The following is a 23,358-nucleotide window of genomic DNA, read 5'->3' on the forward strand; positions in this document are numbered from 1 at the left end:
CTCGCGCTCCGAGCGGCGCGTGGCCGGCGGAGGCGGCGGGAGCACGGCGTCCGCGGGCGGGATGTCGGCGGGCGGTGGGTCAAGCAGGCCGTCCGGGATCGGGGTCTCCGGCGGGGCCGGAGGGATCACGTCGTCCGCCGGACGGATCGCCGCGGACTCCGTCGGGACGGCCGCACCGGCGGCACCCGGCTCATCCGGGAGCGCGGGCTCATCCGGGGCCGCGGGCTCATGAGGCAGCAGGGGCTCGGGCGTCACCGACTCGTCCGGGGCCACAGGTCCACCCGGGGTTCCGGGCTCCTCCGGGGTCCGCCCGTCGCCGTCGCTCATGTCAGCCTCCGATCGCTCCCACATCGGTCACGCCCACGTCGGTGCGGTGGAAGTTCTGGAACGACCGCGACGCGGTGGGCCCGCGCTGCCCCTGGTACCGGTTGCCGTAGGGGCCGGAGCCGTAGGGGTTCTCGGCGGGCGAGGTGAGCCGGAAGAAGCACAGCTGCCCGATCTTCATCCCCGGCCACAGCTTGATCGGCAGGGTCGCGACGTTCGCCAGCTCCAGCGTCACATGACCCGTGAACCCGGGGTCGATGAACCCGGCCGTGGAGTGCGTGATCAGGCCGAGGCGCCCGAGCGAGGACTTGCCCTCGAGACGCGCGGCGATGTCGTCCGGCAGCGTCACCTGCTCGAACGTCGCCCCGAGCGCGAACTCGCCGGGGTGGAGGATGAACGGCTCGTCCGGATCGACCTCGATGAGCCGGGTGAGCTCGGGCTGATCCACCGACGGGTCGATGAACGGGTACTTGTGGTTGTCGAAGAGGCGGAAGTAGCGGTCCAGGCGCACGTCGATGCTGGACGGCTGGATCATCTCCGGCTCGTGCGGAGCCAGGCCGACACGGCCCGACGCGAGTTCTGCCCTGATGTCGCGATCGCTGAGAAGCACGGCCTCAGCCTAGTCACCGCACGGGTCGCGCCTCACGCGACCTGCGGCATCCGCGTCACAGGGCCGGGGCGCTGCGACGCGAGAGCAGCGGGAGCAGCGCGGCCGCCGTCACGGTCACCGCCGCCGCGACCACCGCCACCGGGAAGCCGTCCGTCACGAGCACGGCCGCGATCGTGCCGAACACCGCGATGCCGAGTCCGCCGCCCAGGGCGAAGCCCACCTCCTGCACCGCCCCGACCTGTCCCGCCTGATCCTCGGTCGTCACCTCGAACAGCGTCGCGGCGGCGAGGGTCCCCGCGATGCCGAACCCGAGCCCGACCAGCACGAGGGGCAGCGCCACGATGCCGGGGTCGAACGCGAGCCACACGAGCCCGAACGCCTGCAGCAGCAGCACCAGCACGGTGAGTGCGTTCGCCGACAGCCAGCGCAGCGCGAGCGGCGCCAGCACCCCGCCGATCGCGATCGCCGCGGCCTGCGGCAGCAGCGCGATGCCCGCCTCGGCGGCACTCTGTCCGCGCGCATCCTGCAGGTGCAGGCTCACCAGGAGCACCGACGCCGACGACGCCCCGCTGCTGACGATGATGCGCACGATCGCCGGACTGAATCCCGGCACCCGGAACAGCGCCAGGTCGAGCAGCGGGAGGGGCAGCCGACGCTGCCGCCGCACGAAGAACACGAGGCTGGCTACCGACACGACCGCGGCCACCGCGGCCGACACGGGAGCGGCCAGCACCTCGTGCAGCGCGAAAACGAGGGCGCCGAGCGCGACGATCGACGACAGGATGCTCGGCACGTCCCACGACGGCGGCTGCGTGCTGCGCGAGTCCGGCACGAGCCACAGGGCGAGCAGGGCGGCGGCCACCGCGAGCGGCACACTGCCCAGCAGCAACCATCGCCAGCCGGGCCCCTCCGCGAGGAGCCCGCCGAGCACGGGTCCGAGGGCGCTGCCCGTGCCGAAGGTGGCGGTCCAGAGCCCGTACGCGAGCACGCGCTCCCTCGCCTGGAAGGTCGCACCGATCGTGGCCACCACACCCGCGACCACGAAGGCCTCCGCAACGCCGAGCAGAGCCCGGATCACGATGAGCAGCAGGCCGCTGGTGGCGACGCCGCCGATGCCGTTGAGCACCGCGAAGCCGACGAGCCCGATCACGACGATGGTCTTGCGCCCGAACGCGTCGCCGATCCGCGCCGCCAGGATCAGCGTCGCCGCGAGCGACAGCGCGTAGACGTCGACGAGCCAGAGACCCTCGGTGTCGGTCAGCGCGAGGTCGTCGCGGATCGCGGGCAGCGCCGTGGACACGCTGCTGATCGCCAGAGCGCCGATGAGCACGCCGAGTAGGAGCGGCACCATCGCCATCCAGAGCCGGAGAGAGGAGCGGACGGGGACGACGACGGGGCTGGTGGTCACGGACTCAGTCTGTAAAGTACAGGCAAGGGCCACAAGTACCGACATTGTCGTCACGTACTTACCGTTTGGATACTGTGGAGGGCGCGATGCGCGAGAAGACGGCCAGGATCGTCCGCGAGTGGACCGAGACCTGCGACGCGGAGGTTTCGATCGCCGTGCTCGGCGGCGCGTGGAAGCCGAGCATCCTGTCGCTGCTCGCCGAGCACGGCGTGCTGCGCTTCGGTGAGCTCGGGCGCCTGCTGCAGGACCCCACGTCGCGCGTGCTCACCCGGCAGCTGCGCGAGCTGGAGGCGGACGGCCTGATCACCCGCACGGTCTACCGCGAGGTCCCGCCCAAGGTGGAGTACCGGCTGAGCGAGCTGGGCACGACCGCGACCCCGCTCGTCGACGCGCTCACGCGGTGGGGCACGATGTACGCGGGGCAGCAGCGCGACACCCCCGCGACGGCGGACGCCACGGCCTGACGCCGCGGTTCACGCTTTGGCCATCGCCCCGGAGACAGGTAGGCTTGCCCTCACCTGCTCTCGGGCGGGTTCGGGGCTGTAGTTCAATGGTAGAACTTCTGCTTCCCAAGCAGACAGCGCGGGTTCGATTCCCGTCAGCCCCTCCACTGTCACTTCCAAAGCTATTCCGGACATTCTTGAGCTACTTCAGACTGATGTTCTCTGGGGTTACTCAGCCACGCTCGCTATAACGCCAGGAGAGCGGACGCCGAGCTTCTGACCCCTCGCGAAGGCATGGATGGATAGCCGTGGCGCTAAGCGAGAGGCGCGTGCACGAGGAATGGCTTTGGGACCTTTCAGCCAGTGCAGCGCCGTGGTCGCGCTCTCCCGAGGACTCCGAGCAGCGCCGACACTCGCTGCAACAACTCCGGGTTCTCATGAGCCGAGCGCTCGCTAGCCCTCGTTGAATCGAGCGCCCGCGTTCCTACTCAACCTACCCTGGCCCCGCGCCGACCGTCTCCGCCAATTCCCGCAGCGCGTCACGAACGAGTCGCACTGATGGAAGCGCGAGGGAATCTGGTCGTGCGAGAACGTCCACGTGCCGGACCAGCGGTTCGCCCTTAAGCGGGCGAAGCACCATGCCATCCGTCGCGAGAGCCGCGGCAGTGATTCGCGGCATCACTGCAATTGCCGCCCCGGTCCGTATGACCTGTGCAGCGAGGAAGAATTCGTTGATCCTGTGAGCGACCCGCGGCGCCTCGCCTGCCAGACCCGCAATGTGCTGCAAGACACCCGCTAGAGGAAAGCCCTCGTGAGTAGAAATCCACCGCTCGCCCGCGAGTTGCCTCGGATGAATGGTCGACTGGGCTGCGAGTGGATGGTGCTCGTGCATGGCAATGTCGAGCGGCTCGACGAGCAGCGAAGTCACAACATGCCTTATTCGAGGCCACTCAGGCTGATGCGCGAGTCTGTGAGCGATGACCAGATCGTAGTCGGCAGTGAGACTCATGAATTCGTCGTGCGCGACATCGGCGTCCGCGAGCTCCACCAGAACATGGCCTTCGACACGTGCGAGCAGTGGACCGAACAAGGCGTAGCCCGCACTGTGGAAGGCAGAAACGGTGACTGCCCGCTCGGGACGTTCGAGGAACGTCTCGATGGCGCCCTGGGCTAGTGCTTTTGCTTCTTCGACCCTGGTTGCGGCGACCGCGAGTGCCTCCCCCGCTTCTGTCAACACGAGCCGACGACCGCTGCGGACCGTCAGCGGTACGGGTATTCCCGCCTGAAGAGCAGCGAGCTGCTGAGAGACTGCGGAGGCACTGACGTTCCATGCGGTCGCGACCGCAGCCACACTGCCTCGGTCGGCGAGCTCACGGAGAAGCACAAGACGATTGGAATCCATAAGGTTGAGCTTATGCGTGAGTGAATGTGATTCGTATTGCTCTAAGCCGTCACTGCTCGAAGACTGGCATCATGCTCTCTCAGTTTCGTACCGAACGCGCAGTCGACTTGATGCTGATAGGCGTGGCCGCGGTGTGGGGCGCGAGCTTTGTAGCGGCCAAAGACCTCTCTAGCGAGGTCGGCGCGCCATCAGCCGTCGCCCTACGCTTCCTCGCAGCTGCGGCGGTGACCGCGTGCATCTGCGCGATCTGGGGAGTGCGGCTTCCGCGAGGGCGCGGTCTCGTGATCTCGGGCGTGCTCGGCGTCTCCCAGGCAGCGGTCATCGGCCTCGAGACCTTCGGGGTTCACCTCACGTCCGCCACCAATGCCGGACTACTCATCAGCCTCGCGCTAGTCATGACACCTGCACTTGAAGGGCTTGCATCTCGATCTTGGTTGCCACGGTCGTACTTCGTGGCGGCCATGACCGCTGTTGTCGGCGTCGCACTCCTCGTCTCTGCGGGGGGCTTGCGGGCACCCTCCGTTGGAGACTGTCTAATCATCATCGCCGCCGCCGTTCGAGCGATTCACGTCACGGCGAGCGCCCAACTGACTCGAGGACGCACCGACAGTTCTCTGGGCGTGGTGCTCATCCAGATGCTCGTCTGCGCCTCCCTGTTCTCGATACTCGCTGGCGCCGAGCTTCCACACGCTGCGCTCCGGCTAAGCGTTGCCGGATGGTTGAATGTCCTGTTCCTCAGCCTGGGGTGCTCGGTTTTTGCGTTCGTGGTGCAACTCTGGGCGGTTCGGCGCACCTCTGCATCGCGAGCAAGCATTCTCATGGGAACCGAGCCCGTATGGGCGCTGACCTTCGGTGTTCTGCTGGCAGGTGACCAGATCGGCATCCTCGGCGTGCTGGGAGGTGTGCTGATCGTCGCCGCAAGCTACGCCGGCCAAGCAATCGAACGAAGCCATCGACGATCCGCCGAGCGCTCATCCACTATCCCTCCCGCAATGGGCGCCTCTGCGCCGGACGAGAGGGCCAGCGCCACCGCGGCTTCGCTGCCAGAAGCGGCGAGTCCCACGAGCGTCACACGCAGCCGGCTCTCACCGCGATAGCCATTGAAGATCGCTACTGCAGTCGCGCCCATCGCGGGGATGTCATAGCGAGAGGCCGTGCGTTACAGGTTCGTCTTCGCCTCTTCGAACAATGTCGAGCGTCTGGGTGGCGCGTGTCATCGCCACGTAGAGAGAGTTGACGCCGAATTGTGGCGTGTTCGCTATCCGGTCGGGGTCGACGACTATAACGCTGTCGAACTCCAGTCCTCGAGCATCATCGGGGGTGCCTATCCACGGTTCCCAATCGCCCTTGCCGAGACCAGACAGTGACGGCGCGAAGAGTTCCGACGAGATCACCGCGACCGACCGTTGGGGCGCCCGCGCGTGGCGGCGGCGTGCGATGCCGAGAGCGGTCACGTCTGGGGCTGGACTGCTGTGCTCCCGCACGGGCTCCGTCGCTGTTCGGAGCGAGGCGGGGCGGTCGTTCTCGACGTCAACGTTCGGGAGGACGGACAAGGCGTGTTGCATGAACTCTGCCGGCGTTCGATAGTTGACCGTCAACCGATGTTCGTCCCGTCGGCGTAGTTCGTCGCCGAGCACGTCATCCCAAGTTTCAACGTGACGAGCTGTAGCCGCTTGATGCAGGTCGCCGACGAGCGTGAACGACCGCGAGGGACATCTCCGCACGAGCGCCCGCACCATCATGGGTGTGAGGTTTTGGGCCTCATCCACCACCACATGCCCGTACACCCACTCCCGGTCCGCGAGTGCCTTCGCCGGAAACGCGGCGTCGTAGTCGTGTCGCTGTCGATGAGCCAGCATGCGAGCAGAGACTACGGAGCCGGCAGTTCCGGTGTCGTCTGCGGTTGTGTCCGACAGGATGTCCAGCACCCCCTGGGCGTACTGGAGCTCGGCTTCTGCCTCCGCGTCCTCGCGAGCTGAGAGCAACGCCGCTGGTCGGGGATCCTCTCCGAGAAGAGAGGCGGCCTCGTCGAGAAGTACACCGTCACCAATGCTTGTCCCCGGCGATTTGAGGTCCGCGGCAAGATGGTCGGCGGCAACCCGGGTATAGCCCGCATCTACGAGCATCTCAGGGCTGGTGGCGATGGCTGACAGCACATCCTGTGGCGCGAGCACCGGCCAGAGCCGGTCTACGGCCGCCGCGAACGCGTCGTCCGTCGCTAGTTCGACGAGGGCGTCGGCGACGTCTTCGTCGGTCACGGACAGGTTGAACCGTTGAGCGCGGTGCGATGCCCATCCTCTTGCAACAGCAGATTGCAAGTAGCGCTCGAAGTAGGGCCGGCCGCGATTGTGCTGTGGGTGTTCGGCGCGCGCTTGCTCACGAACATGGTCCACCAGGCTGGCGGGAAGAATGAGATGCCCGCCGGATTCGAGGTGAAGTTCCACAGCGGCAGGTGTGGGGGAAGTGATAATTGACACCGCGCTCGCGATGGCGCCAGCGATGGCTTGGCGGCCTTTGAGCTCAGCGATGTACGGCCCGTCCGTCTTTGTGGGCTCGACACCGACGAGCTCGGGTATGGTCGCCATCACAACGCTGGTTTCGCCGAGTGACGGCAAGACTGAGGAGACGTAGTCAAGGAACTTCGCGGACGGCCCGATGAAAAGCACACCGGCGCGCTCAAGGCGGCTGCGGTTCTCGTAGAGCAGGTACGCAGCGCGGTGCAGTGCGACCGCCGTCTTCCCGGTTCCGGGAGCTCCGTTGATGAGGAGCGTGCCAGCCAGGTTCGCTCGGATGATGGCGTCCTGCTCGGCTTGGATTGTTGCCGCCATGCTTCCCATACGGTCCGCGCGAGGCGCATCGAGCGCCGTTAGTAGTGCAGTCGTAGTACCCGTGACGGGGGTAGCGGTTCCGAGGAGATGTTCGATCTCGCAGGAGAGAATCTTCCATCCTTGGGTTCGAATGTGCGAGCGCGTCCGCACGCCCATCGGGTGCATCGGCGTGGCCGCGTAGAAGGGGCGGGCGGCCGGCGCGCGCCAGTCAACAAGCAATACCTCGTGCGTGGCCTGGTCGAGCACGGACTGCCGACCGATGAACAGCGCATCGCCGTCAATCTCCACTCGTCCGAACAGAATCCCATCCTGGGATCGCCGTAGTTGCTCCGCTCTGCTCGCGTGGTGAGCGATGCGGATGTCCCGCTCGGACAGCGCGACCCCGTCGCCGCTATCGAGCTGGGCTTGGAGCGCGTACGTTTCAGCCTGCTCTATCGAGGCGGACAGCTCGGCGCGAACGAGGTCCAAGCGCGCTTGTGCGTCTTGGATCAGTGCAGATTGTTTCCCGGCGGAGGATATAAGTGTCGGCTCAGACAAGGCGCTCTGAAAGGGTGTCGACCAGCACCTGCCACGCCGCGTCGATATCTGCGTCCGGCGGGAACCGCTTCGCGATCTCGAGGCTTGCTATCCCGTGCGCCCAGGACCACGCAGAGCGCGAGAGGGTGTGGTCGGCCTGCGTCTCGCCGAATATCGAGATCAACCCCGCCATCGCTTCCTCCTCCGCCCCGGGCTCGAGAGTCGCACGGTCCAGTGGCCGCGCTGTCATCAACAGATACAACTGAGGCCTCGCCAAGGCCTCAGCGCGGTAGATCGCCGCGAAGCTCGTCAACGCCGCCGCCCGTGTCGGAGCCGCCGGCGCCTGAGCCATAGCGGCTCCGAATCTCCGAAACCCGCGAGCTATGAGGCCCTGGTAAATGTCGCCTACCCCGGCGAAGTGCTTATAGAGGCTTGGTGGTTTGATAGTCGCTGCAGCGGCCAGCGTCCCTACACCGAACCCATCGATACCGACCTGCTCGAGAAGTTCTTCAGCAAGATCCAGCAGCTCCTCGCGCCGCGATGACGGCTTCATGCTCGCGCCTTCGAAGGACCGCGCGTACCCACGGGTCGGATGGTTCCGTCGCGCTCCCTCATGCCGAATCCGACGGCACGGTCGACGCTGATGTGTAGGAGCCATGCGACTCCTGCCAGGAAGAGTTCCAGCCCTGGGCGGAGCCCCCAACCGAGCGGGGGGACGGGAAGCATCGCTGCAAGCATCAAGGCGACAGGGATCCAGGTTGAATGAAGAATGTTGTAGAGACGCACGTACTGAACCCGCATGATGCCGCTGGACTGGAATCCGCGCAGGATCGGCACATCCGGCAGGATTGCGAAGACGGCGATAACCCCTGCGGCCACCCAGCCATACTTCACCGACTCGAAGATCGCGAAGCCCAACAGCGTGAACGCGGCGACGCACCAGGCGATTCGAATAGCGTTCATACGGCTAATCATATTAGCTCCGTCAGTGTCTCGCAAGAGCGAGGTGGGCAACCGCCGCCGTCAGCGACGCCATGGAACTTGCACACCGTGGTCCTCAGCTTTCCTCGTCAGAAGCAGTTGTTCCGTACTGGTAGAGCACGTCTGGCTGCTTTTCTTCGTTCTCGCCATCGGTAGTCCCGACCACCACGAACCCATGCCGTTCGTAGAAACGACGCGCTCGCAGGTTCCGTTGAAAGGTCCAGAGCCGAATGGGCCCGGCCGCGGCGTCCATGGCGGATCGAAGTAGCAAGGATCCGATTCCCCGCCCCTGCTGACCGGGACTGACATACAGCTGTTCAACCCAGCCCGGAGTCGTCGCGAGCACGCCGACGAGGTCCTCGTCGTGCGTGACGAGCGTGACCACCTGTTCTCTGAGGAGAACGTTGGAGACCCATCCCACATCCTCTTCTAGTGAGTGCACCACCGGAAGCCACGGCATCGCCGCCTTCTTCGATTCCCGGATCAGTCGGGCGATGGCAAACGCGTCGCTATCCGCCGCGTTTCGTAAGCACAGATCAGAGGGCGCCGGCAGGCCTGGGATGCTGTTCATGCCTCGGCCTCCTTCCAGAAACGCGAAACTCGTTGAGCAAGCCATTCGGGCTGCTCAAGGGGAATCAGAGCGCGCGCATCGCGGGCAACTGACCACGACCCTCGGGGCGTCGCCTCCGCGGCCCGTCTCGCGTCTTCCGCGGTGAACTCACCCCGGTCATCAGATGCGATGAAAAGAGTGGGAGCGGCGAGAGAACGCAGGTCCGCCGATACATCCGTGCGATTGAGGATGAATGACTGGATAGCTCGAGCGATACCCACCGGATCTGCTCGCCGCATCGCACTAACAACCTCGCCTCGCAGCATCTCGTCACTCAAGGAGTCCGGCGACAGCTGCGATGCGAGAACCGCGTTCAGGAGAGGTCCCCTATACCCGAAGGTGCGCAGGAGCGGCCGCAGCAGGGTGATCTTGCGTCGAAGTTCCGGGCTGATTTCCTTCGGAGGGGAGCTGATTGCGATGAGCGACCGCACTCGCGCGGGAAACTTGATGGCGACGGCCATGCCGACATGTCCGCCCCAAGCGTTGCCCACCCAATCCACAGGGCCGTCGATATCGAGCTCGTCCATGACCTCCCGCGCGACGGCAGCGCATTCTTCCACCGTCGCCACCCGGCTCAGCGTCTGGCTGCGGCCGTGTCCAGGCCCGTCGATGATGTGTAGAGTCCGTTCAGCTCCGAGGCTGGGGACGACTCGGTCCCAACTTGTCCCATCGATGAACATGCCATGCCACAGCACGGCGTCGGGTCCAGTTCCTTCGGTTCGGACGTGCAGGGCTCCTAGGGAAGTGGAGATCTGCTGAGTGGCCGAGGTGGCGGTCATGATGTTGTACCTTTCTCACTTCTGAGGACGAGGTCGAGGCTTTCGACGACTGTCTGATAGCTGTCTTCGACGGGTTCCGAGCGCAGAAATCCGTCAGCGGCCTCGATACTGAGGAAGCCGTGGAGGGCACTTCGCACGAATCGCGCGAGGTGGACCTGGCGCGTGGGGTGCTCGACTCCGTAGCGCTGCAGCACGCGAACCAGGGGTTGCACCGCGGCGGACTCTGCTTCGCGTAGTTCTTCCTCGAAACCGGGCAGGACACGGATGGTGCTGTTCACGAGGCCGGGGTGAGATCGCGCGAACCGGCGATATGCCGACGCGAACGGGATGATGGGCGCATGGGTGTTCTCCTCGAGTGAGGCGGCGAGTTCTCTCTCAAGGTCGCGATAGGCGATGACCGACAGTCCGAGTCGAACGTCCTCGACACTGGCAACGTGTTTGTACAGCGAAGGGGGCCGTACGCCGAGCCGTTCGGCCAGGGTCGTCAGTGACAACTGGTCATAGCCGTGAGCGTCGACGAGTTCCACAGCCTCAGCCAAGACGGTCGCGCGGGTTAGGCCTTTGCGGGGCATGTCTGCTCGATGAACTCGATGACGCGAGGCGAGACTGCGTTCGGCACCTCGGCGTGCGGGTAGTGACCGGCGCCATCGACGAGCAGCCCGTCCATCGCGCCTTTGATGGCCTCCCGCGCGTATGCGATCTCGCTCGCAGGGTTCTTGAAGTCTGGATCTTTGCTTCCGACAACCACGAGAGTGGGACGGCTGACCTCGACGATGCGAGCGTCTGACGCGGTGTTGTCGGAGAGGATCATGCGTCCGAGAGCTCGCCATCGACCCGTTTCTTTGAGGTTCTGCCTGATGGCCGCGATGTGGTCATCGAGATCGGCCGGCTTCGCGGATGTGTAGAGCGACTTGTAGTATCCCGGCCACATCCCTCGGGCGAGCGGCGAGGCCATGAATTTCTTGAGCATTCGACTCGCCATTGTTGGCGGTTCCTCGCGGATGAAGCCACCGAGAAGCACGATGCCGGTAACGAGGGCAGGCTCTAGGACGGAAGCGAGAGTCGCGGCGCCACCGACGTAGGAACTCGCTACGAGAGTGGCCGGCCCGCCGTTCAATTCTCGTATAAGCGCCAGGTAGTCGCCAGCGATTGCCTCACGGGTGAACTCGGGCCACTCCGGAGAGGAGTCGCCGAACCCACGAGCATCCACGGTCACGACGCGGTGGCCGGCTGCGACGAGGTCGCGACGGAGGAAACGGTACTGTTCGCGGACATCGCCCATGCCGGTCATCGCAATGACGAGCGGCCCTGAGCCCGTGTCGTCGAACGCCAACTTTCGTTCGCCGTCAATGGTCCTGATGCTGAGGTAATTGGTCATGAGGCTAAGGCTAATAGCCTTAGCCGTGTGTGTCAATGGGTACATATAGGGCGGCCCCCGTCTCCCCTCTCAGCACGGATCACCATGGATGGTACGACTCCATCGGAACTGGTTGACTGAGCTCCCGCACGAAACCAGAACGCCTCTGCCTGTATGTTCGCGGTGCGCCAGTCAACGCGGATCTGCGTGTACTGCCGCGCGGAGGCCCAACGATGAGCCTCGATGAGCAAAGCTGACCCGATCCCTTGGCCCCTCCTGTTCGGATCGACCGCCATGAGAGCTATCTCCGGCCCGTTCTGGGTGAGCTCCAGTGCTACGTACCCCGCGGGCCGGTCCGTGCGCGACGCCTGGTGCGCGAAGATGACCACGTCGTCCCCGGCTGCCCACTCGCGGAAACCTTCTTCGAGCTCGTCGAAGAACTGGGAGGACCGCGGCGAGAAGACTGGGCTCTGCTCCTGTTGCTTGGCTATCAGTGGAACGCGTGGAAGCAACGCGTCGAGGTCTGCGCCACGACGTATCTGCACGTCGCTGCTCCTATCCGCCCTCGGGCGCTGCACTGGGATCTTGCCATACGCCTGCTGATGACCGAATCCGAGGGAGAGCAAAGCCCGCTCGGCGGTATGCCCGGTAGGGAAAACGCACTCGTGGGTCCAGTATCCGGCTCTAGTCCACGCGTCAGCCGCTTCGGTGTAGAGAGCGGTCAGTACCTGCGGGGTATCTGCAATCCAATCGCCGGCACGGCCTCTTCCGGGTTGCTCAGGCTGGTCGAGGATGAACCCGCGGACGCGACCCGCGTCATCGATGGCCTCCCATCCAACGTAGGAGGATCCGGCGCGAACGATCCGGTGAGGACCTTGCACTTCAATGTTGATGACGATCTCTCCAATCAGACGAGCGCGGTTGCGCGTAGGGCTATCTCGTGCGCGGCGAGCGCGTTGGGGGCACGCCGAGCGTTTGTGGACGAGGTGGGCGGGGTCCGGCCGGCACCCGGTAAGCGCCGGGCGATGTGCGTTCCGCGCGAGTACGGTCTACGGTCATCCGGCACACCCAAGCCTTGATGGCGGCTCCGATAGCGCCAGTGAAGGCGACGGGTGTAGGGGTGTCATCGCGGCGGGCGAGCTGAAGGTACCCGTCCTCGCGACCGAGACTGATAGATGGCCCAAGGAGACCGATGGAGATCGGCTTGGGAGTCTTCCCTCGCATGCGGGCGAGTATCGTGTCCGCGGCTGCTCCTCCGAGAGGCAATGCAGTGCGTGCCCCCATCGGAAGGTGTCGGGCCACCCAGTCTGGCGCCTTGACGGCGTCTCCCGCTCCGAGGATCTGTGCGTTGCCGACGCAGATGAGCGTGTCGTCCACCATCAGCCTTCCGTCCCGGTCCACCGGAAGGCCGCTTCGTCGGGCAAGGTCCGGGACCTCGAAACCTGCGGACCATACGACCAGGTCGAACGGCAGTCGGTCACCGTCATCCATGGTCACTCCGTCGGCTGTCACCTCCGAGACGGTTGCCCCCTCGATGACGGTCACTCCGAGTCTGCGCAGACGCCCGCGAATCGAACGGCGCGCCGGAGCGCGCATAGCACTCAGCATCTGGCGTCCGGCCAGCAGCGTGACCTCGGTACTTGTATGAGCTTGCGCCAGCTCGGCAGCGGTCTCCACGCCGGCCGGGCCCCCGCCGACCACGCACACGGTTCGGATACGTGAGGTCGCGAAGCGGCGAGAGATCTCTTGTGCTCCCTCGATGGATCCGATGCTGACCGCGAAATCCGCCGCCCCTTGAACCTTGGTGGAACTGCAGGAACCGACCGCGTAGACGAGCCAGTCGAACGCAAGGGGATGAGAGGCGTCCGCGGTCTCGACGTGAACCGTACGGCTGACCGGGTCGATGAGCTGTGCGCGCCCGAGGAGGACGGTGACGTCGGCGTGGATCATCGAGGTGAGGTCCAGAGCGGCGTCTCGGATTCCGGCCGCGTGTTCGTGTAGTTGAATACGGTGAATGAACTGATCCGTCGGGTTGATGATGGTGACTCGGGTCCGCGCTCGTTCTTCACGGGTCAAGGATGCGAGAAGCCGGTTGGAGGCGATGACCCCCGCGTAGCCGCCACCAATGACGACCACGGAGACGACCTTGGACCTGGCCGCTGCATCTTGTCTCACGGTCGGCCCTCGTCGTGTTGTGCGTGGCGTGGCCGGGGCTGGCGATCTGTGATTCGCCAGTAGTAGCCGAATGGATCGAGCAGCCGAAAATCTTCAAGCCCCCATGGGCGGGACGTCACGTCCTCGTCAATGGGCCAGGCGGTCTCCTCGACACGCCGACGCGCAGCCGCCAGGTCGTGCACTTCGAGCACAAGTTCCACACCGATGGGAGGGCGCCGCGGACGAGTATTGAGCGACGCCCGCTCGGCAGCTCCGACGCGCACGTCGCCTCTCTGGAGCACCAAGTAAGGGGATGCCTCGGTGCGCTCATCCCGCACGACGTCGAACTCCAGGACTTCGGAGTAGAAGCTTGCAGCCAGGTCGAGATCATCAGGGAAGATCTCGATGCGCAATGCGCTCACGGTAGATCCTTTCGATTGAGGAAACCGTGGCGTCGGCGATGCACCCGGCACCACGGTCTCCGGGTTCAGAACTGAGCGATGAAGCTGCCGATGACGCGGTCAATAGCGGCGAGGTCGGGTTCGCTGTTCGCCTGAACGGCAACGGTGATGGTGTAGCTGCCGTCATTGGCAGTGGCGGCGAGGAACACATAGGCGGCTCCAGCCCCGCCGCACTGCTCGTACACCTGATACGTCCCGGTGTGCACTCCGTCATCGAACGGCGCAGACTCCTGCGGAGTGCAGTTCGCGGCGAGGAACTCGTCCGCTCTCTGGACAAGAACGTCCGGCGTGACTCTCGAGCTCGCGTCCGGCGATGCGGCCACCCAGACCCCGGGAGTGTCCCAGCCGTCCGAGAATCCAGCCATGTCGGGCGTGGCGATAACGCTGGACCAGGTGCCGTCATCGTTGGTGTACCCCGCTCCGTCGAGCTGGTTCCAGGCCGCAGGGACCTCGACTTGAATGTTGCCGGAGTCGTCGGTGATGCTGACGAAGTCACCGGTCGCGACCTCGCTGCTCCCCTCGGCTTCGTCCGGCGTGCTCAGAACCTGGACTGCCTCTAGGGCTTCCCCGTTGAATTGGCCACGGTAGTAGATGCCGTCAGCCGGTCGATAGACATCGACGTCGAGCGTTGCGTCCTGTCCGTGGGTGCGGAGCACATCGCAGTAGTCAGCGAGTGTTCCGTCCTGTGCGAGGGTGACGCCCTGCAATTTGGTGAGGAGGTCACCAGGCTCGATGCCGGCCTTGTCGGCGGGCGATCCGGACTGCACCGAGCTCACCCACACGCCGAGTCCTTGCCCGCTCTCGTCCGCGATGGCCTGCGCATTGATGCCCAGGCTCAGGATGTCCTTTCCGGCGATGAGGTCATCGATGACGGCCGTCACCTCGTCACGATGAATCGCGAGGTTCGTGTCGTAGGTGTTGTTGCCGGCGTAGTTAACGCCGACCAGTCGTCCCTTGTCGTCGATGAGTGGACCGCCGGAGTTTCCCCCGCGGATACGAGCGTCGTGTTCGATGACGGTGTCCAGGGATGCCCAGGGCGTCTCGCCCGGCGTGGATGCCTTCGATACGATGCCACGCGTCATGGTGAACGTAGGATCCCCCAGGGGGAAGCCCGCCGCATACACATCCGTCGCGGTCTTGATCTCCCCCTCTCGCCAATCGAAGAACGGGAACGAGTCGCCGGGAAGCTGAATGACCGCGAGGTCCAGGCACTCGGACGAGCCGAGAATCTTCGCGTTGTAAGTCTTGTCCGTGTCGCCCCCGAGCCAGACATCGAGCGTGCCGGCTCCCACCACAACGTGGTTGTTCGTCACGGCGATGCCGTCGGACGAGACGAGGAAGCCGGAGCCACGTCCAGCGGCTTCGTAGCCTCCCTCTTCGGGCGATACAAAGGTGCCAACGGCTTCGATCTGGATAGTGGCGGACTGAACGTCCTCGAACGTCACCGCCTTGCTGGATGACGAGGAGGGAGCCGCGGGGGCGGTGCATGCGGACAGTGAGACGAGCGCAAGCGTGAAGGCGCTGAGCGCCAGAGCGGGGCGACTGGTGGCCCGACGGGTTAGAGAAGAAGTCATGGTGCGACCGTAGAAATCAGCGCTTTCGACGTCCTTTCCCGCGACCCTCGCCAGGCTTGCATCGCTCTTGCACGTGTTCCCTCGGCTCGGCCGACGACCGACGTCATCCCGCGTCGAGCGTCGGAGATAGTGACGGGTGCAGGTGGACGCTCCCCAGCGCGATGGTGGCCTGTGCGGCGCCCTGTCGCAGGCTCTCGTCGATGCCATAACCTCCGAGGGCGGTGTGCAAGAAGCCCGCCATGAACGCGTCGCCGGCACCGTTGGTGTCCACGATGTCGACGGGGAGGGCCTGGGTGGAATATCGCGTACCACCCGCGTCCAGGGCGACGGCTCCGGCCGCTCCGCGCGTGCACACGGCGAGTCGTGGTCCTCTCTCAAGGCACGAGCTCATCAGCGCCCACGGGTCGCTTATGTTGTCGTCGTTCATGAACACCACGTCCGCCGCTTCCACGAAGGGCTCGTGATACGGGGAGGCGCCGTCGTAGTCGTGTAGGTCGACCCAGAGTTCAGCTGCCCATGCAGCCTTGGGCCGCCGCTCGAGCAGTGCTGCACCGAGATCACTGAGATCGACGACGGCGAGGTCCGTCCTTCCGAGCGCCGTTTCCAGCGCATGGAGAGTGTCCTGGGAGGCGGAGGACGGCGTGTCTACGTAGATGGATAGCCGCGCGCCCGCACGAGTCATGAGGTTGACGTGCTTCTCGGTGCGGCTCGAAGCATGCGCGTGAAGCATGACTCCCGCTGCGGCGAGCGCGGCGCGCACCTGCCGACCTTCTGGATCGTCGGCGAGGAGCGCGTGGAGCTCGCTGGACGTTCCTAGCTGTGCGAGGTGAAGCGCCTTTCCGGCCGACGTCCCCCCGATGGTGTGAGCGGACCGCCGAGCGAACTCCATGTGTGGCGTGGGTTCGGGAAGATGGTCCAGTTCGATGAGGTGGTTCCAGGATGCGGGGCCTACGATTACGACGCGCGGGGTACGCGGCTGTGAGGTTTCGGGCATGGGCAGCGTCACTCTTTCGTGGTGGTCGGGCCGTGAATGAAGAAGACGGTGTGCAACGCCGAAGCAGCGCCGCACACCGTCAGTATCTGAGGCTGGGGTCCTCAGATGGCTTCCCCATGGAGGGGATAGGGGAAGCGGCCTGCAGGGTCGTGCTTGCGACGCACCTCTCGGAGTCGCGCGGCGACGTCCGGCGCCCATGACGTCACCGGAACCCCCGGGATGGGACGGTTGGCACGGCCGAAGAAGTTGATCTGCGTGGATAGCGACCTCCATCCGCCCATCGTCGTGAAGAGGGTGTCGATGACCTCGGGGATGACCGTGTGGAGCAGCTCCGGTACGGGAGCGCCGACGACGTGGAGGCTGTACGCGGCACCGCGTCCTCCGACAGCGTTGTCTGGTTCGGGGGTGCGCGCGAGCGCACCTCCGAGCAGTCGGACTTCCACGGCAGCGAGTGGGACATCGGCGTTCGGTCCCGCGACTGCCAGCAGCGCGTCTGCAGCGGCCGCGGTGAAACCGTGGAGGAGGATGCCGCCTTCCATGACGGGCATGGGATTCACCGGGTCGGCGTGGATGCGCCCGATCTCCTGGTAGGGCATCACTCCCACCGCGTCGATGAGCGGACGTGCCACCTCGCGAAGGGGTGCCATCAGTGCCTCGGCGTCGTCAGCCGCGCCGACGTATCCAATACGCACTGCGCAGACGAAGCGTCCGCGCAGCGGCTCGGGAAGCTCGGGGAGCGGCGGAAGCCGGAGCATTGCGACCGAGGTGGTCATTTCGTCCGGGAGGTCATGGGACCATTCGGCGAAAGTACGGAGGACGGCCGCGGCGTCCTCCGCCGCGTAATACAGCGCCCCGCCGTAGAGGGTCGACAGTGGGAAGAGGTCGATCTCGACCTCGACCACAACGCCGAAGCCTCCCTTGCCCCCGCGCAGTGCCCAGAAGAGGTCCTGGTTGAACTCTGCGTCGGCGCGAACGAGCCCGCCATCGGCTGTGACGACGTTGATCCACCGGACGTGGTCGGCGGCGAAGCCGAACGTTCGGGCCACGGGCCCGATGCCACCGCCGAGCAGATACCCGACAACGCCGACGTGCGGCGCGGATCCACAGAGCGCCGCCAGCCCATGCGGAGTAGCCGCATCGAGGACGTCCGTCCACGTTGCGCCTGCGCCAACGCGAGCAGTGCGAGCCGCCGGATCCACCTCGACGAACGCCAGCCCATCGGTTGCGATGGCGATTCCCTCGGTGACGGCCGCCTGGGCTCCATGGCCCTTGCCCAGGACCTGCACAGGCAGGCCGTGCCGGTTGGCGAGCGTCACGGTAGCCGTAACGTCGCTAGAAGACTGTGGCACCACCACCAGTTCAGGCGTGTGGGTGATGTCCCGGTTGAATCCCAGCAGCGCTGAGGTGTACTCGGGGTCGCTGGCTGCGTAAGCGTGCGAGACCCCTGCGGCGCGGAGCTCGACGACGAGCGAGACGTCCAGATTGGTCGACATGATTCCTCCAGTGAGATCGACGGATGACTATTTCTCTCTCGGTCACCTGTCGCCGACCTTGCACCGGTCCGCTCGCTACCTTGCGTCGGGTCTTAGGACTTAACGCGTGGCAGCGCGCGAAGATACGCGGCGACCACCGCGTGCACGTCGAGTTGCAGATGCGGCGACGCAGCGTGGACGGTCCGCGAGAAGGTCATCGCGTCGGCGAGCAGCATGATGTCGCGTCCCTGCTGCGGGGTTGCGAGAAAGCCGAAGCGCTTCAGTAGATCGGGAGCAGCGGCGAACGCACCCGCGAGAAGTGGAGATTCAGAGGAGAGGATCCCGCTGAGCGGGTCTGCGGCGAGGTAATCCAGCACTAGCGCGTAACGAGCGCGCATGTCGTCCGGGCGCGACACCAACGCCGAGACGAAGTCTTCCACCAGCCCTGCCAGCTGCTCGATGCGGCCTTCGGCGTCGTCGGCGGGCTCGGCCGCGGCGAGGGCGGCGAAGTAATCGTTCAGATCTGCGAGGCTGCGTTCGGCGAGTCTGTCCGCCACGATCTGCAGCAGGGCAAGCCTCGTGTTCGCGTAATAGGACGTCGATCCTTGCGGGAAGCTCGCTTCTCGGTCGACGGCGCGGTGGGTGAGGGCGCGTAAGCCGCTCGTTGCGATGACTCGGATCGCCGCGTCGGCGAGGAGCTGCGGCCGATTCGGTGGCGAAGTCTCATTTTCTTGCACCCGCGACACTCTACAGGTGTATAGTCGCCTCGAAAGAGCCTCTACATCTGTAGTGAAACGGAGAGATCGATGCGTATCGCGATTATCGGAGCTGGAATCGGCGGGCTGGCCACCGCAGTCGGTCTGCAGCGTGCCGGCGCGGAGGTGGTCGTGTTCGAGCGCGCCGCCGAGCTCGCCCCTGTCGGGTCCGGCCTCTCGGTGTTCCCGAACGGAATTGCCGCGTTGGACTCCCTCGGACTCGGTTCGTCGTTCCGCGCTATAACCAGCGCGAATGCAGCGGCACTCGACGCGGGGCAGCGTCGTCCGGATGGAGGCTGGCTGGCACACTTGCCTCAGGAAGCCGTCAGTGGACTTCGTGTGGTTCACCGGGCGGAGCTTCACGAGATCCTCGTTGAGGCTCTGCAGCCCGGCACCCTGCGCCTCGGCACTGTGGCGTCTGCGTCGCGTGACGCCACCTCGACGGACGTCGAGGTGATTGAGGTTGATGGAGAATCACGCATCGAAACGTTTGATCTGGTCGTCGCCGCGGACGGCATCAACAGCGCCGTTCGCCGCTCCTGGCCCGGCGACCCAGGGCTGCGGTATTCGGGGTACTCAAGTTGGCGTGGAGTAACGAGCCACCCGGTCGATCTGTTGGGCGCCGCTGGTGAGACGTGGGGCCGGGGACTCCGGTTCGGCATGGCACCGCTTAAAGACGGCCGCGTCTACTGGTTCGGCGTCGCGACGATGCCGGCGGATGCGAAGATCGACGACGAGTACGCGCGCGTTCGTGAGCTGTTCGGCGAATGGCACGATCCGATTCCCGCCCTCCTGGATGCCACAGACCCTGCGGTCGTCTTCCGCCTCCCCATCAACGACCTCGCCGAACCACTGCCCACGTTCCGTCGAGCCAATTGGGTGTTGCTCGGCGACTCCGCCCATGCGATGACTCCCGATCTGGGTCAAGGGGCGAACCAGGCGATGGAAGATGCAGCGACCCTCGCCGCTCTCCTTTCCGGAATCGCGAGCAACCCAGCCCCGGCACAGGACCTCGTCGATTCGGCGCTGGCCGAGTACGACCACCTTCGACGGCAGCGCACACAGCCCATCGCCAAACGCGCCCGGATGCTCGGCGCGCTCGCCCACGTGCCGTCCCGCGCCGGCGTCGTTCTCCGCAATGCGGTCATGCGACTGACTCCCGCAGCCGCCATGGGCAAGCAGGCCGCAGCGGTGCAGACCTGGATGCCCCCGGCACCCACCGGCCGGGTGGCTCCTGCTGACGTGCGGTGACTGACATGGCAGGCACGTTCTCTCCGCTACATGCGAAGGTCGAGGCGCCCGCGCTCCGTCTTCTCGGTGACATGCAGGTGAGTTCCGATGTCCTGCCGCCGGTGCTCCCGCAGCCGGGTCGCGTGGCGTCTCTCCTCGCGCTCCTGGCTCTCGAGCCGGGAAGAGTGGTCTCCGCGGAGCGTTTGATGGATCAACTGTGGGAGGACACGCCTCCGCAGTCAGGAGTTGCAGCGCTGTACGTCTACGTATCGCGCCTACGGCGACAGTTGGCTCCCCTCGGCGTATCCGTCACCACCCGCGCTCCCGGCTACGTCCTCGAGGTAGCTCCGGATGTGGTCGATATCGTCCTGTTCTCGAACGTCGTCGCTGCGGCCGAGTCGGCGCTTGAGGAGCGGGATCTGGAGGAAGCCGAAGTCTGTCTACGTCACGCGCGCGCACTCTGGCGTGGTGACCCCTTCCAGGGAACATCCGCATGCAGCGATCTTCTCCTCGAAGCGCAACGTCTTCAGCGTCTTCGAGACCGAATGTCGGAGTTGGACGCGCGACTCCTGCTGGCGACCGGACAAGCCCGTGCCGCGGCTGACCTCGCCCGGACGCTGACGGAGCGCGACCCTCTCAACGAAGCCCACTGGGCACTGCGCATGGAAGCAGAGCGGGACTGCGGAAACGTCGCCGTGGCCCTCGCGCTGTTCGAGGAGTTCCGTGAAATCCTCGCGGACTCCCTGGGCATCGACCCGGGTGCCCGGTTGAGACATCTGCATACCGATCTCCTCCAGGACGATCTCCGAACCGACCTGAACGTGACGTCCGCGAGCGACACTTCTCCGCCAGCGGGCCACGCCGGAATCGGTAGAACGACGCACGTGGACGAAATCCGCTCGGCGATCTCCTCTGCCGCCGACGGTCACGGGCGTCTGCTCATTCTCGAAGGACAACCGGGCGTCGGCAAGACGTACCTCGCGGAGCAGGCCGCGCGAATCGCCGAGGATGTCGGGCTGGTGACGGCATGGGCGCGGACCGTTGAGGGCACCGGCGCTCCGCCCCTGTGGCCCTGGCAGCGAATCCTTGCCGCGCTTCCTGGGGCGAGCGATCCGACAGGTGCTGGCGAGGTCGCTAACCTGCGGTCTCAGGTCGAACCATCCGACGACGCAGACGAAGCGCGCTTTCGCCTGTCAGAAGCGCTCGTTGCACGGGTTCTCACCCAGTCCAGCCAACAGCCCATGCTTCTCGTGTTCGATGACGTGCAATGGGCCGACGACCCGACCCTGCATGCCATCGGAGTGCTGGGCTCAGCCCTGCGATCCTCCGCCTGTGCCGTGATCCTGACCGTGCGTCAACCAGTCGCGCACCGGCCCGCCCTCGCATCAACACTCGCAGGTCTCCAACGGGAGACGACGACGCGACGGGTACCAGTGAGCGAGTTCACGCTGGCCGAGATCGCCGAGGAACTGGCTCGCACGTCCGAGCTGAGAACTGATGACGTCACTGCAGTCGCAGAGCGGCTTCGTGAACGAACCGGCGGTAACGCCTTCTTCCTTACGGAACTCATGAAGGCAGCTGACGGCGTCACCCTGCCAGCCAGCATCGCAGACCTCATCCACGAACGCCTCGCTCCACTCAGTCCATCGTTGCGTGACCTCGTCGATATCGCCGCTGTCGCCGGCCTTCACATCGACGTTCCGCTCCTGGGCGCAGCGCTGGGCGCTGGTCTCCCGGAGATCATGTCGGGAGCGGACGAGCTCTGCGCGGCGGGGTTGTGGAGACAAGAGCCTGATGGATTCATGTTCGCGCACAGCCTCGCAAGAGACTCGGTACTCTCCGCGGTGTCTCGAGCGGGTATGTCGAGGGCACATCAACTGCTCGCAGACGCCCTGGAGCGGCGTTACTCTGCCGATCTCGAACCGGTGCTCGAGGCAGTCGCCTACCATCGACACCGTGCAGCCGCTGGAATGAGCGACGAGAAGGCATTTCTCGCCTGTACGACAGCGGCCGACCGAGCCACTCGAAGCCTCGCCTTCGACCAAGCGGCGACCTTCCGAGAAAGAGCTCTGGGCTGCATCCCGACTGACGAGCTAGAGCCCCGAAGGCGGGCTGAGACACTCTTTGCCCTCACCGCGGAACGACGTGCAGCCGGCGATGTCGTGGGCGCCGCTTCTGCGCTTCGCCAAGCGATCAGAGCAGCCCAACAACTTCAGAACCGCGCCTTCACGGCGCAGGTGCTCGCGCTCCTGGGCGAGGCGACACTGTGGAACTGGCGGCAGTACGGCGAGGTCGACGTCGATGCCATTTCGCTCCTCGACGATCTCCTGTCAGACCCTTCCCTGCCGGATGTTGAACGCTCCGATCTATCCATCGCCCTGGCTATGGAGCTGTACTACGCCGACGAACCGGATCGATCCCGCGCGAAAGCACTCACCGATGAGGGCGTTATCAAGGCGGCGCAGATGGGTGACCCTGCACGCCGTTCGAAGGCATACAGTGCAGCGGTGTTCTCCGTGTGGAGACCGGACAGTGAAACCGCGCGCCTGTCGATCCTTGACGAATGGCTCGCCCCCTCCTCGGCCAACGGCGCGATCCCTGGCGAGATCGTTGCGCGTCTTCACCGCGCCAGCGTTCATCTCGTGTTGGGCGAGATCGATGCGTGGAGCGAAGACATCGAACGCGCTGGAGAGCTACTCACTCGCGCGGGTCGCGCGGAATTCAATGCACAACACGCGGCTCAGATGGCGGGAGCAGCTCTACAAGCGGGAAGGCTCGGTGACGCAACGGAGCTGATGGCTCGAGCTGACGCGATTATGCGACGAACCAGCATGTGGGGAGGCGCGTGGGTCACGTGGATGCAGCGGCTCGCCCTCGCACGAATCGAAGGTCGAGTCGCCGACATCGCCGACGACCTCCTCGCCGCAGCCTCGCCGGATGGGCAGCGTGCGCTTCGCTGGGGAGCGGTGCTCGCCCTCGCGGAGGCTGGCCGCATCGACGAAGCTCGGGCGATGCAGGGGCGATGGAACCTGCGGACCATGCCGAAGTCCAGCACGTGGACCACGGACTTTGACGTCGCTCAAGCAGCAGAGGTTGCTGTTCACTTGGGAACGCCGCTGCTCACAGACGCCTACGAGGCGGTCGCGAGGTCATCTTCCCCGTTGTTGATGGCGGGCACGGGCGTTGCCATCCTCGGGCCGCGAGACGAGCTTCTTGCACGCATCGCCACGCGCCTCGGCCGTAGTTCCGCCGCAGCAGAGCATCAAGAACGGGCACGCCGCGTCACCGAGCATGTTCGCGCTGCTCTGGGCGTCGAACCATCCTGGCCTTTGAGAAGCGAGTGAGACGGTCGGAGTAACGACGGCACAATGGCCCGTGGTGTCGGAACACCACGGGCCATCGCCATCGCTAGACGCTGATGAGACGGTGGCCCTCGATGGTTCAACCATCGAGGGCCACT

21 protein-coding genes, 1 tRNA gene and 1 pseudogene are annotated in these 23,358 nt (G+C 65.4%); 5 read left to right on the forward strand and 18 right to left on the reverse strand.

What is annotated here, in order from left to right; genetic code table 11:
* The 3 genes and pseudogenes from DW309_RS07345 to DW309_RS07355 all read right to left on the reverse strand — a co-directional run.
* Positions 1–327: pseudogene (locus tag DW309_RS07345) on the reverse strand (hypothetical protein); the annotation flags it as partial.
* Position 328: 1 nt separating this feature from the next.
* Positions 329–934, reverse strand: a complete 606-nt coding sequence (dcd, locus tag DW309_RS07350; protein ID WP_136028727.1) for a dCTP deaminase — start codon at positions 932–934, stop codon at positions 329–331.
* A 55-nt stretch (positions 935–989) separates the two neighbouring features.
* A complete protein-coding gene (locus DW309_RS07355) occupies positions 990–2,342 on the reverse strand; it encodes an MFS transporter (protein ID WP_168387208.1) in 1,353 nt (450 codons plus the stop codon).
* 86 nt (positions 2,343–2,428) lie between these two features.
* Between DW309_RS07355 and DW309_RS07360 the strand changes: the two genes are divergently transcribed.
* Both DW309_RS07360 and DW309_RS07365 read left to right on the forward strand, forming a co-directional pair.
* Positions 2,429–2,806 carry a winged helix-turn-helix transcriptional regulator gene (locus tag DW309_RS07360; protein ID WP_136044995.1) on the forward strand — a complete coding sequence of 126 codons (378 nt, stop codon included), beginning with the start codon at positions 2,429–2,431 and terminating at the stop codon, positions 2,804–2,806.
* Positions 2,807–2,878: 72 nt separating this feature from the next.
* A tRNA-Gly gene (locus tag DW309_RS07365) sits at positions 2,879–2,952 on the forward strand.
* 326 nt (positions 2,953–3,278) lie between these two features.
* Here the strand turns inward: DW309_RS07365 and DW309_RS07370 are convergent.
* Entirely contained in the window at positions 3,279–4,187 is a 909-nt protein-coding gene (locus DW309_RS07370) for a LysR family transcriptional regulator (protein ID WP_136044996.1), read from the reverse strand.
* A gap of 71 nt (positions 4,188–4,258) precedes the next feature.
* Here DW309_RS07370 and DW309_RS07375 point away from each other — a divergent pair, with 71 nt between their 5' ends.
* Positions 4,259–5,284 carry a DMT family transporter gene (locus DW309_RS07375; protein WP_136044997.1) on the forward strand — a complete coding sequence of 342 codons (1,026 nt, stop codon included), beginning with the start codon at positions 4,259–4,261 and terminating at the stop codon, positions 5,282–5,284.
* 42 nt (positions 5,285–5,326) lie between these two features.
* On the opposite strand, the gene DW309_RS07380 is transcribed toward DW309_RS07375, so the two are convergent.
* The 14 genes from DW309_RS07380 to DW309_RS07445 all read right to left on the reverse strand — a co-directional run bounded on the left by DW309_RS07380 (position 5,327) and on the right by DW309_RS07445 (position 18,650).
* Positions 5,327–7,552, reverse strand: a complete 2,226-nt coding sequence (locus tag DW309_RS07380; RefSeq protein ID WP_524538334.1) for a HelD family protein — start codon at positions 7,550–7,552, stop codon at positions 5,327–5,329.
* Positions 7,545–8,084 (reverse strand): TetR/AcrR family transcriptional regulator, encoded by a 540-nt coding sequence (locus DW309_RS07385; RefSeq protein ID WP_168387209.1) that lies wholly within the window; start codon positions 8,082–8,084, stop codon positions 7,545–7,547. The genes DW309_RS07380 and DW309_RS07385 overlap by 8 nt, the downstream gene beginning before the upstream one ends.
* Positions 8,081–8,494: a DUF4260 family protein gene (locus DW309_RS07390; RefSeq protein WP_168387210.1), complete on the reverse strand. Its 414-nt coding sequence runs from the start codon at positions 8,492–8,494 to the stop codon at positions 8,081–8,083. Before DW309_RS07390 ends, DW309_RS07385 begins: the two co-directional genes overlap by 4 nt.
* Positions 8,495–8,588: 94 nt before the next feature.
* On the reverse strand, positions 8,589–9,083 hold the full coding sequence (locus DW309_RS07395) for a GNAT family N-acetyltransferase (RefSeq protein ID WP_168387211.1): 495 nt from the start codon (positions 9,081–9,083) through the stop codon (positions 8,589–8,591).
* Positions 9,080–9,901 carry an alpha/beta fold hydrolase gene (locus tag DW309_RS07400; RefSeq protein WP_136045002.1) on the reverse strand — a complete coding sequence of 274 codons (822 nt, stop codon included), beginning with the start codon at positions 9,899–9,901 and terminating at the stop codon, positions 9,080–9,082. Before DW309_RS07400 ends, DW309_RS07395 begins: the two co-directional genes overlap by 4 nt.
* On the reverse strand, positions 9,898–10,428 hold the full coding sequence (locus DW309_RS07405; protein ID WP_168387212.1) for a TetR-like C-terminal domain-containing protein: 531 nt from the start codon (positions 10,426–10,428) through the stop codon (positions 9,898–9,900). Before DW309_RS07405 ends, DW309_RS07400 begins: the two co-directional genes overlap by 4 nt.
* 26 nt (positions 10,429–10,454) lie before the next feature.
* Positions 10,455–11,279 (reverse strand): alpha/beta fold hydrolase, encoded by an 825-nt coding sequence (locus DW309_RS07410; protein ID WP_168387213.1) that lies wholly within the window; start codon positions 11,277–11,279, stop codon positions 10,455–10,457.
* A 32-nt stretch (positions 11,280–11,311) separates the two neighbouring features.
* Entirely contained in the window at positions 11,312–12,139 is an 828-nt protein-coding gene (locus DW309_RS20220) for a GNAT family N-acetyltransferase (RefSeq protein WP_446724687.1), read from the reverse strand.
* Between the two features lie 52 nt (positions 12,140–12,191).
* Positions 12,192–13,394 (reverse strand): NAD(P)/FAD-dependent oxidoreductase, encoded by a 1,203-nt coding sequence (locus DW309_RS07420; RefSeq protein WP_168387215.1) that lies wholly within the window; start codon positions 13,392–13,394, stop codon positions 12,192–12,194.
* 35 nt (positions 13,395–13,429) lie between these two features.
* Complete coding sequence (locus DW309_RS07425; RefSeq protein WP_168387216.1) at positions 13,430–13,834, reverse strand: VOC family protein; 405 nt, start codon at positions 13,832–13,834, stop codon at positions 13,430–13,432.
* 65 nt (positions 13,835–13,899) lie between these two features.
* Entirely contained in the window at positions 13,900–15,447 is a 1,548-nt protein-coding gene (locus DW309_RS07430) for a S1C family serine protease (protein WP_168387217.1), read from the reverse strand.
* A 103-nt stretch (positions 15,448–15,550) separates the two neighbouring features.
* A complete protein-coding gene (locus DW309_RS07435; RefSeq protein ID WP_136045008.1) occupies positions 15,551–16,441 on the reverse strand; it encodes a carbohydrate kinase family protein in 891 nt (296 codons plus the stop codon).
* Between the two features lie 101 nt (positions 16,442–16,542).
* The gene (locus tag DW309_RS07440) at positions 16,543–17,934 is read right to left on the reverse strand and encodes an FAD-binding oxidoreductase (RefSeq protein ID WP_136045009.1); all 1,392 of its coding nucleotides are present in this window, start codon (positions 17,932–17,934) and stop codon (positions 16,543–16,545) included.
* Between the two features lie 92 nt (positions 17,935–18,026).
* Entirely contained in the window at positions 18,027–18,650 is a 624-nt protein-coding gene (locus DW309_RS07445; RefSeq protein WP_136045010.1) for a TetR/AcrR family transcriptional regulator, read from the reverse strand.
* Positions 18,651–18,719: 69 nt separating this feature from the next.
* Here DW309_RS07445 and DW309_RS07450 point away from each other — a divergent pair, with 69 nt between their 5' ends.
* Together DW309_RS07450 and DW309_RS07455 are read left to right on the forward strand one after the other, a co-directional pair.
* Positions 18,720–19,919: an FAD-dependent monooxygenase gene (locus tag DW309_RS07450; RefSeq protein ID WP_136045011.1), complete on the forward strand. Its 1,200-nt coding sequence runs from the start codon at positions 18,720–18,722 to the stop codon at positions 19,917–19,919.
* Between the two features lie 5 nt (positions 19,920–19,924).
* Positions 19,925–23,242, forward strand: coding sequence for an ATP-binding protein (locus DW309_RS07455; protein ID WP_136045012.1), 3,318 nt, complete (start codon positions 19,925–19,927; stop codon positions 23,240–23,242).
* Positions 23,243–23,358 lie beyond the last annotated feature (116 nt).

Source organism: Microbacterium sp. K41, assembly GCF_004794395.1.
GTDB lineage: Bacteria > Actinomycetota > Actinomycetes > Actinomycetales > Microbacteriaceae > Microbacterium > Microbacterium sufflavum.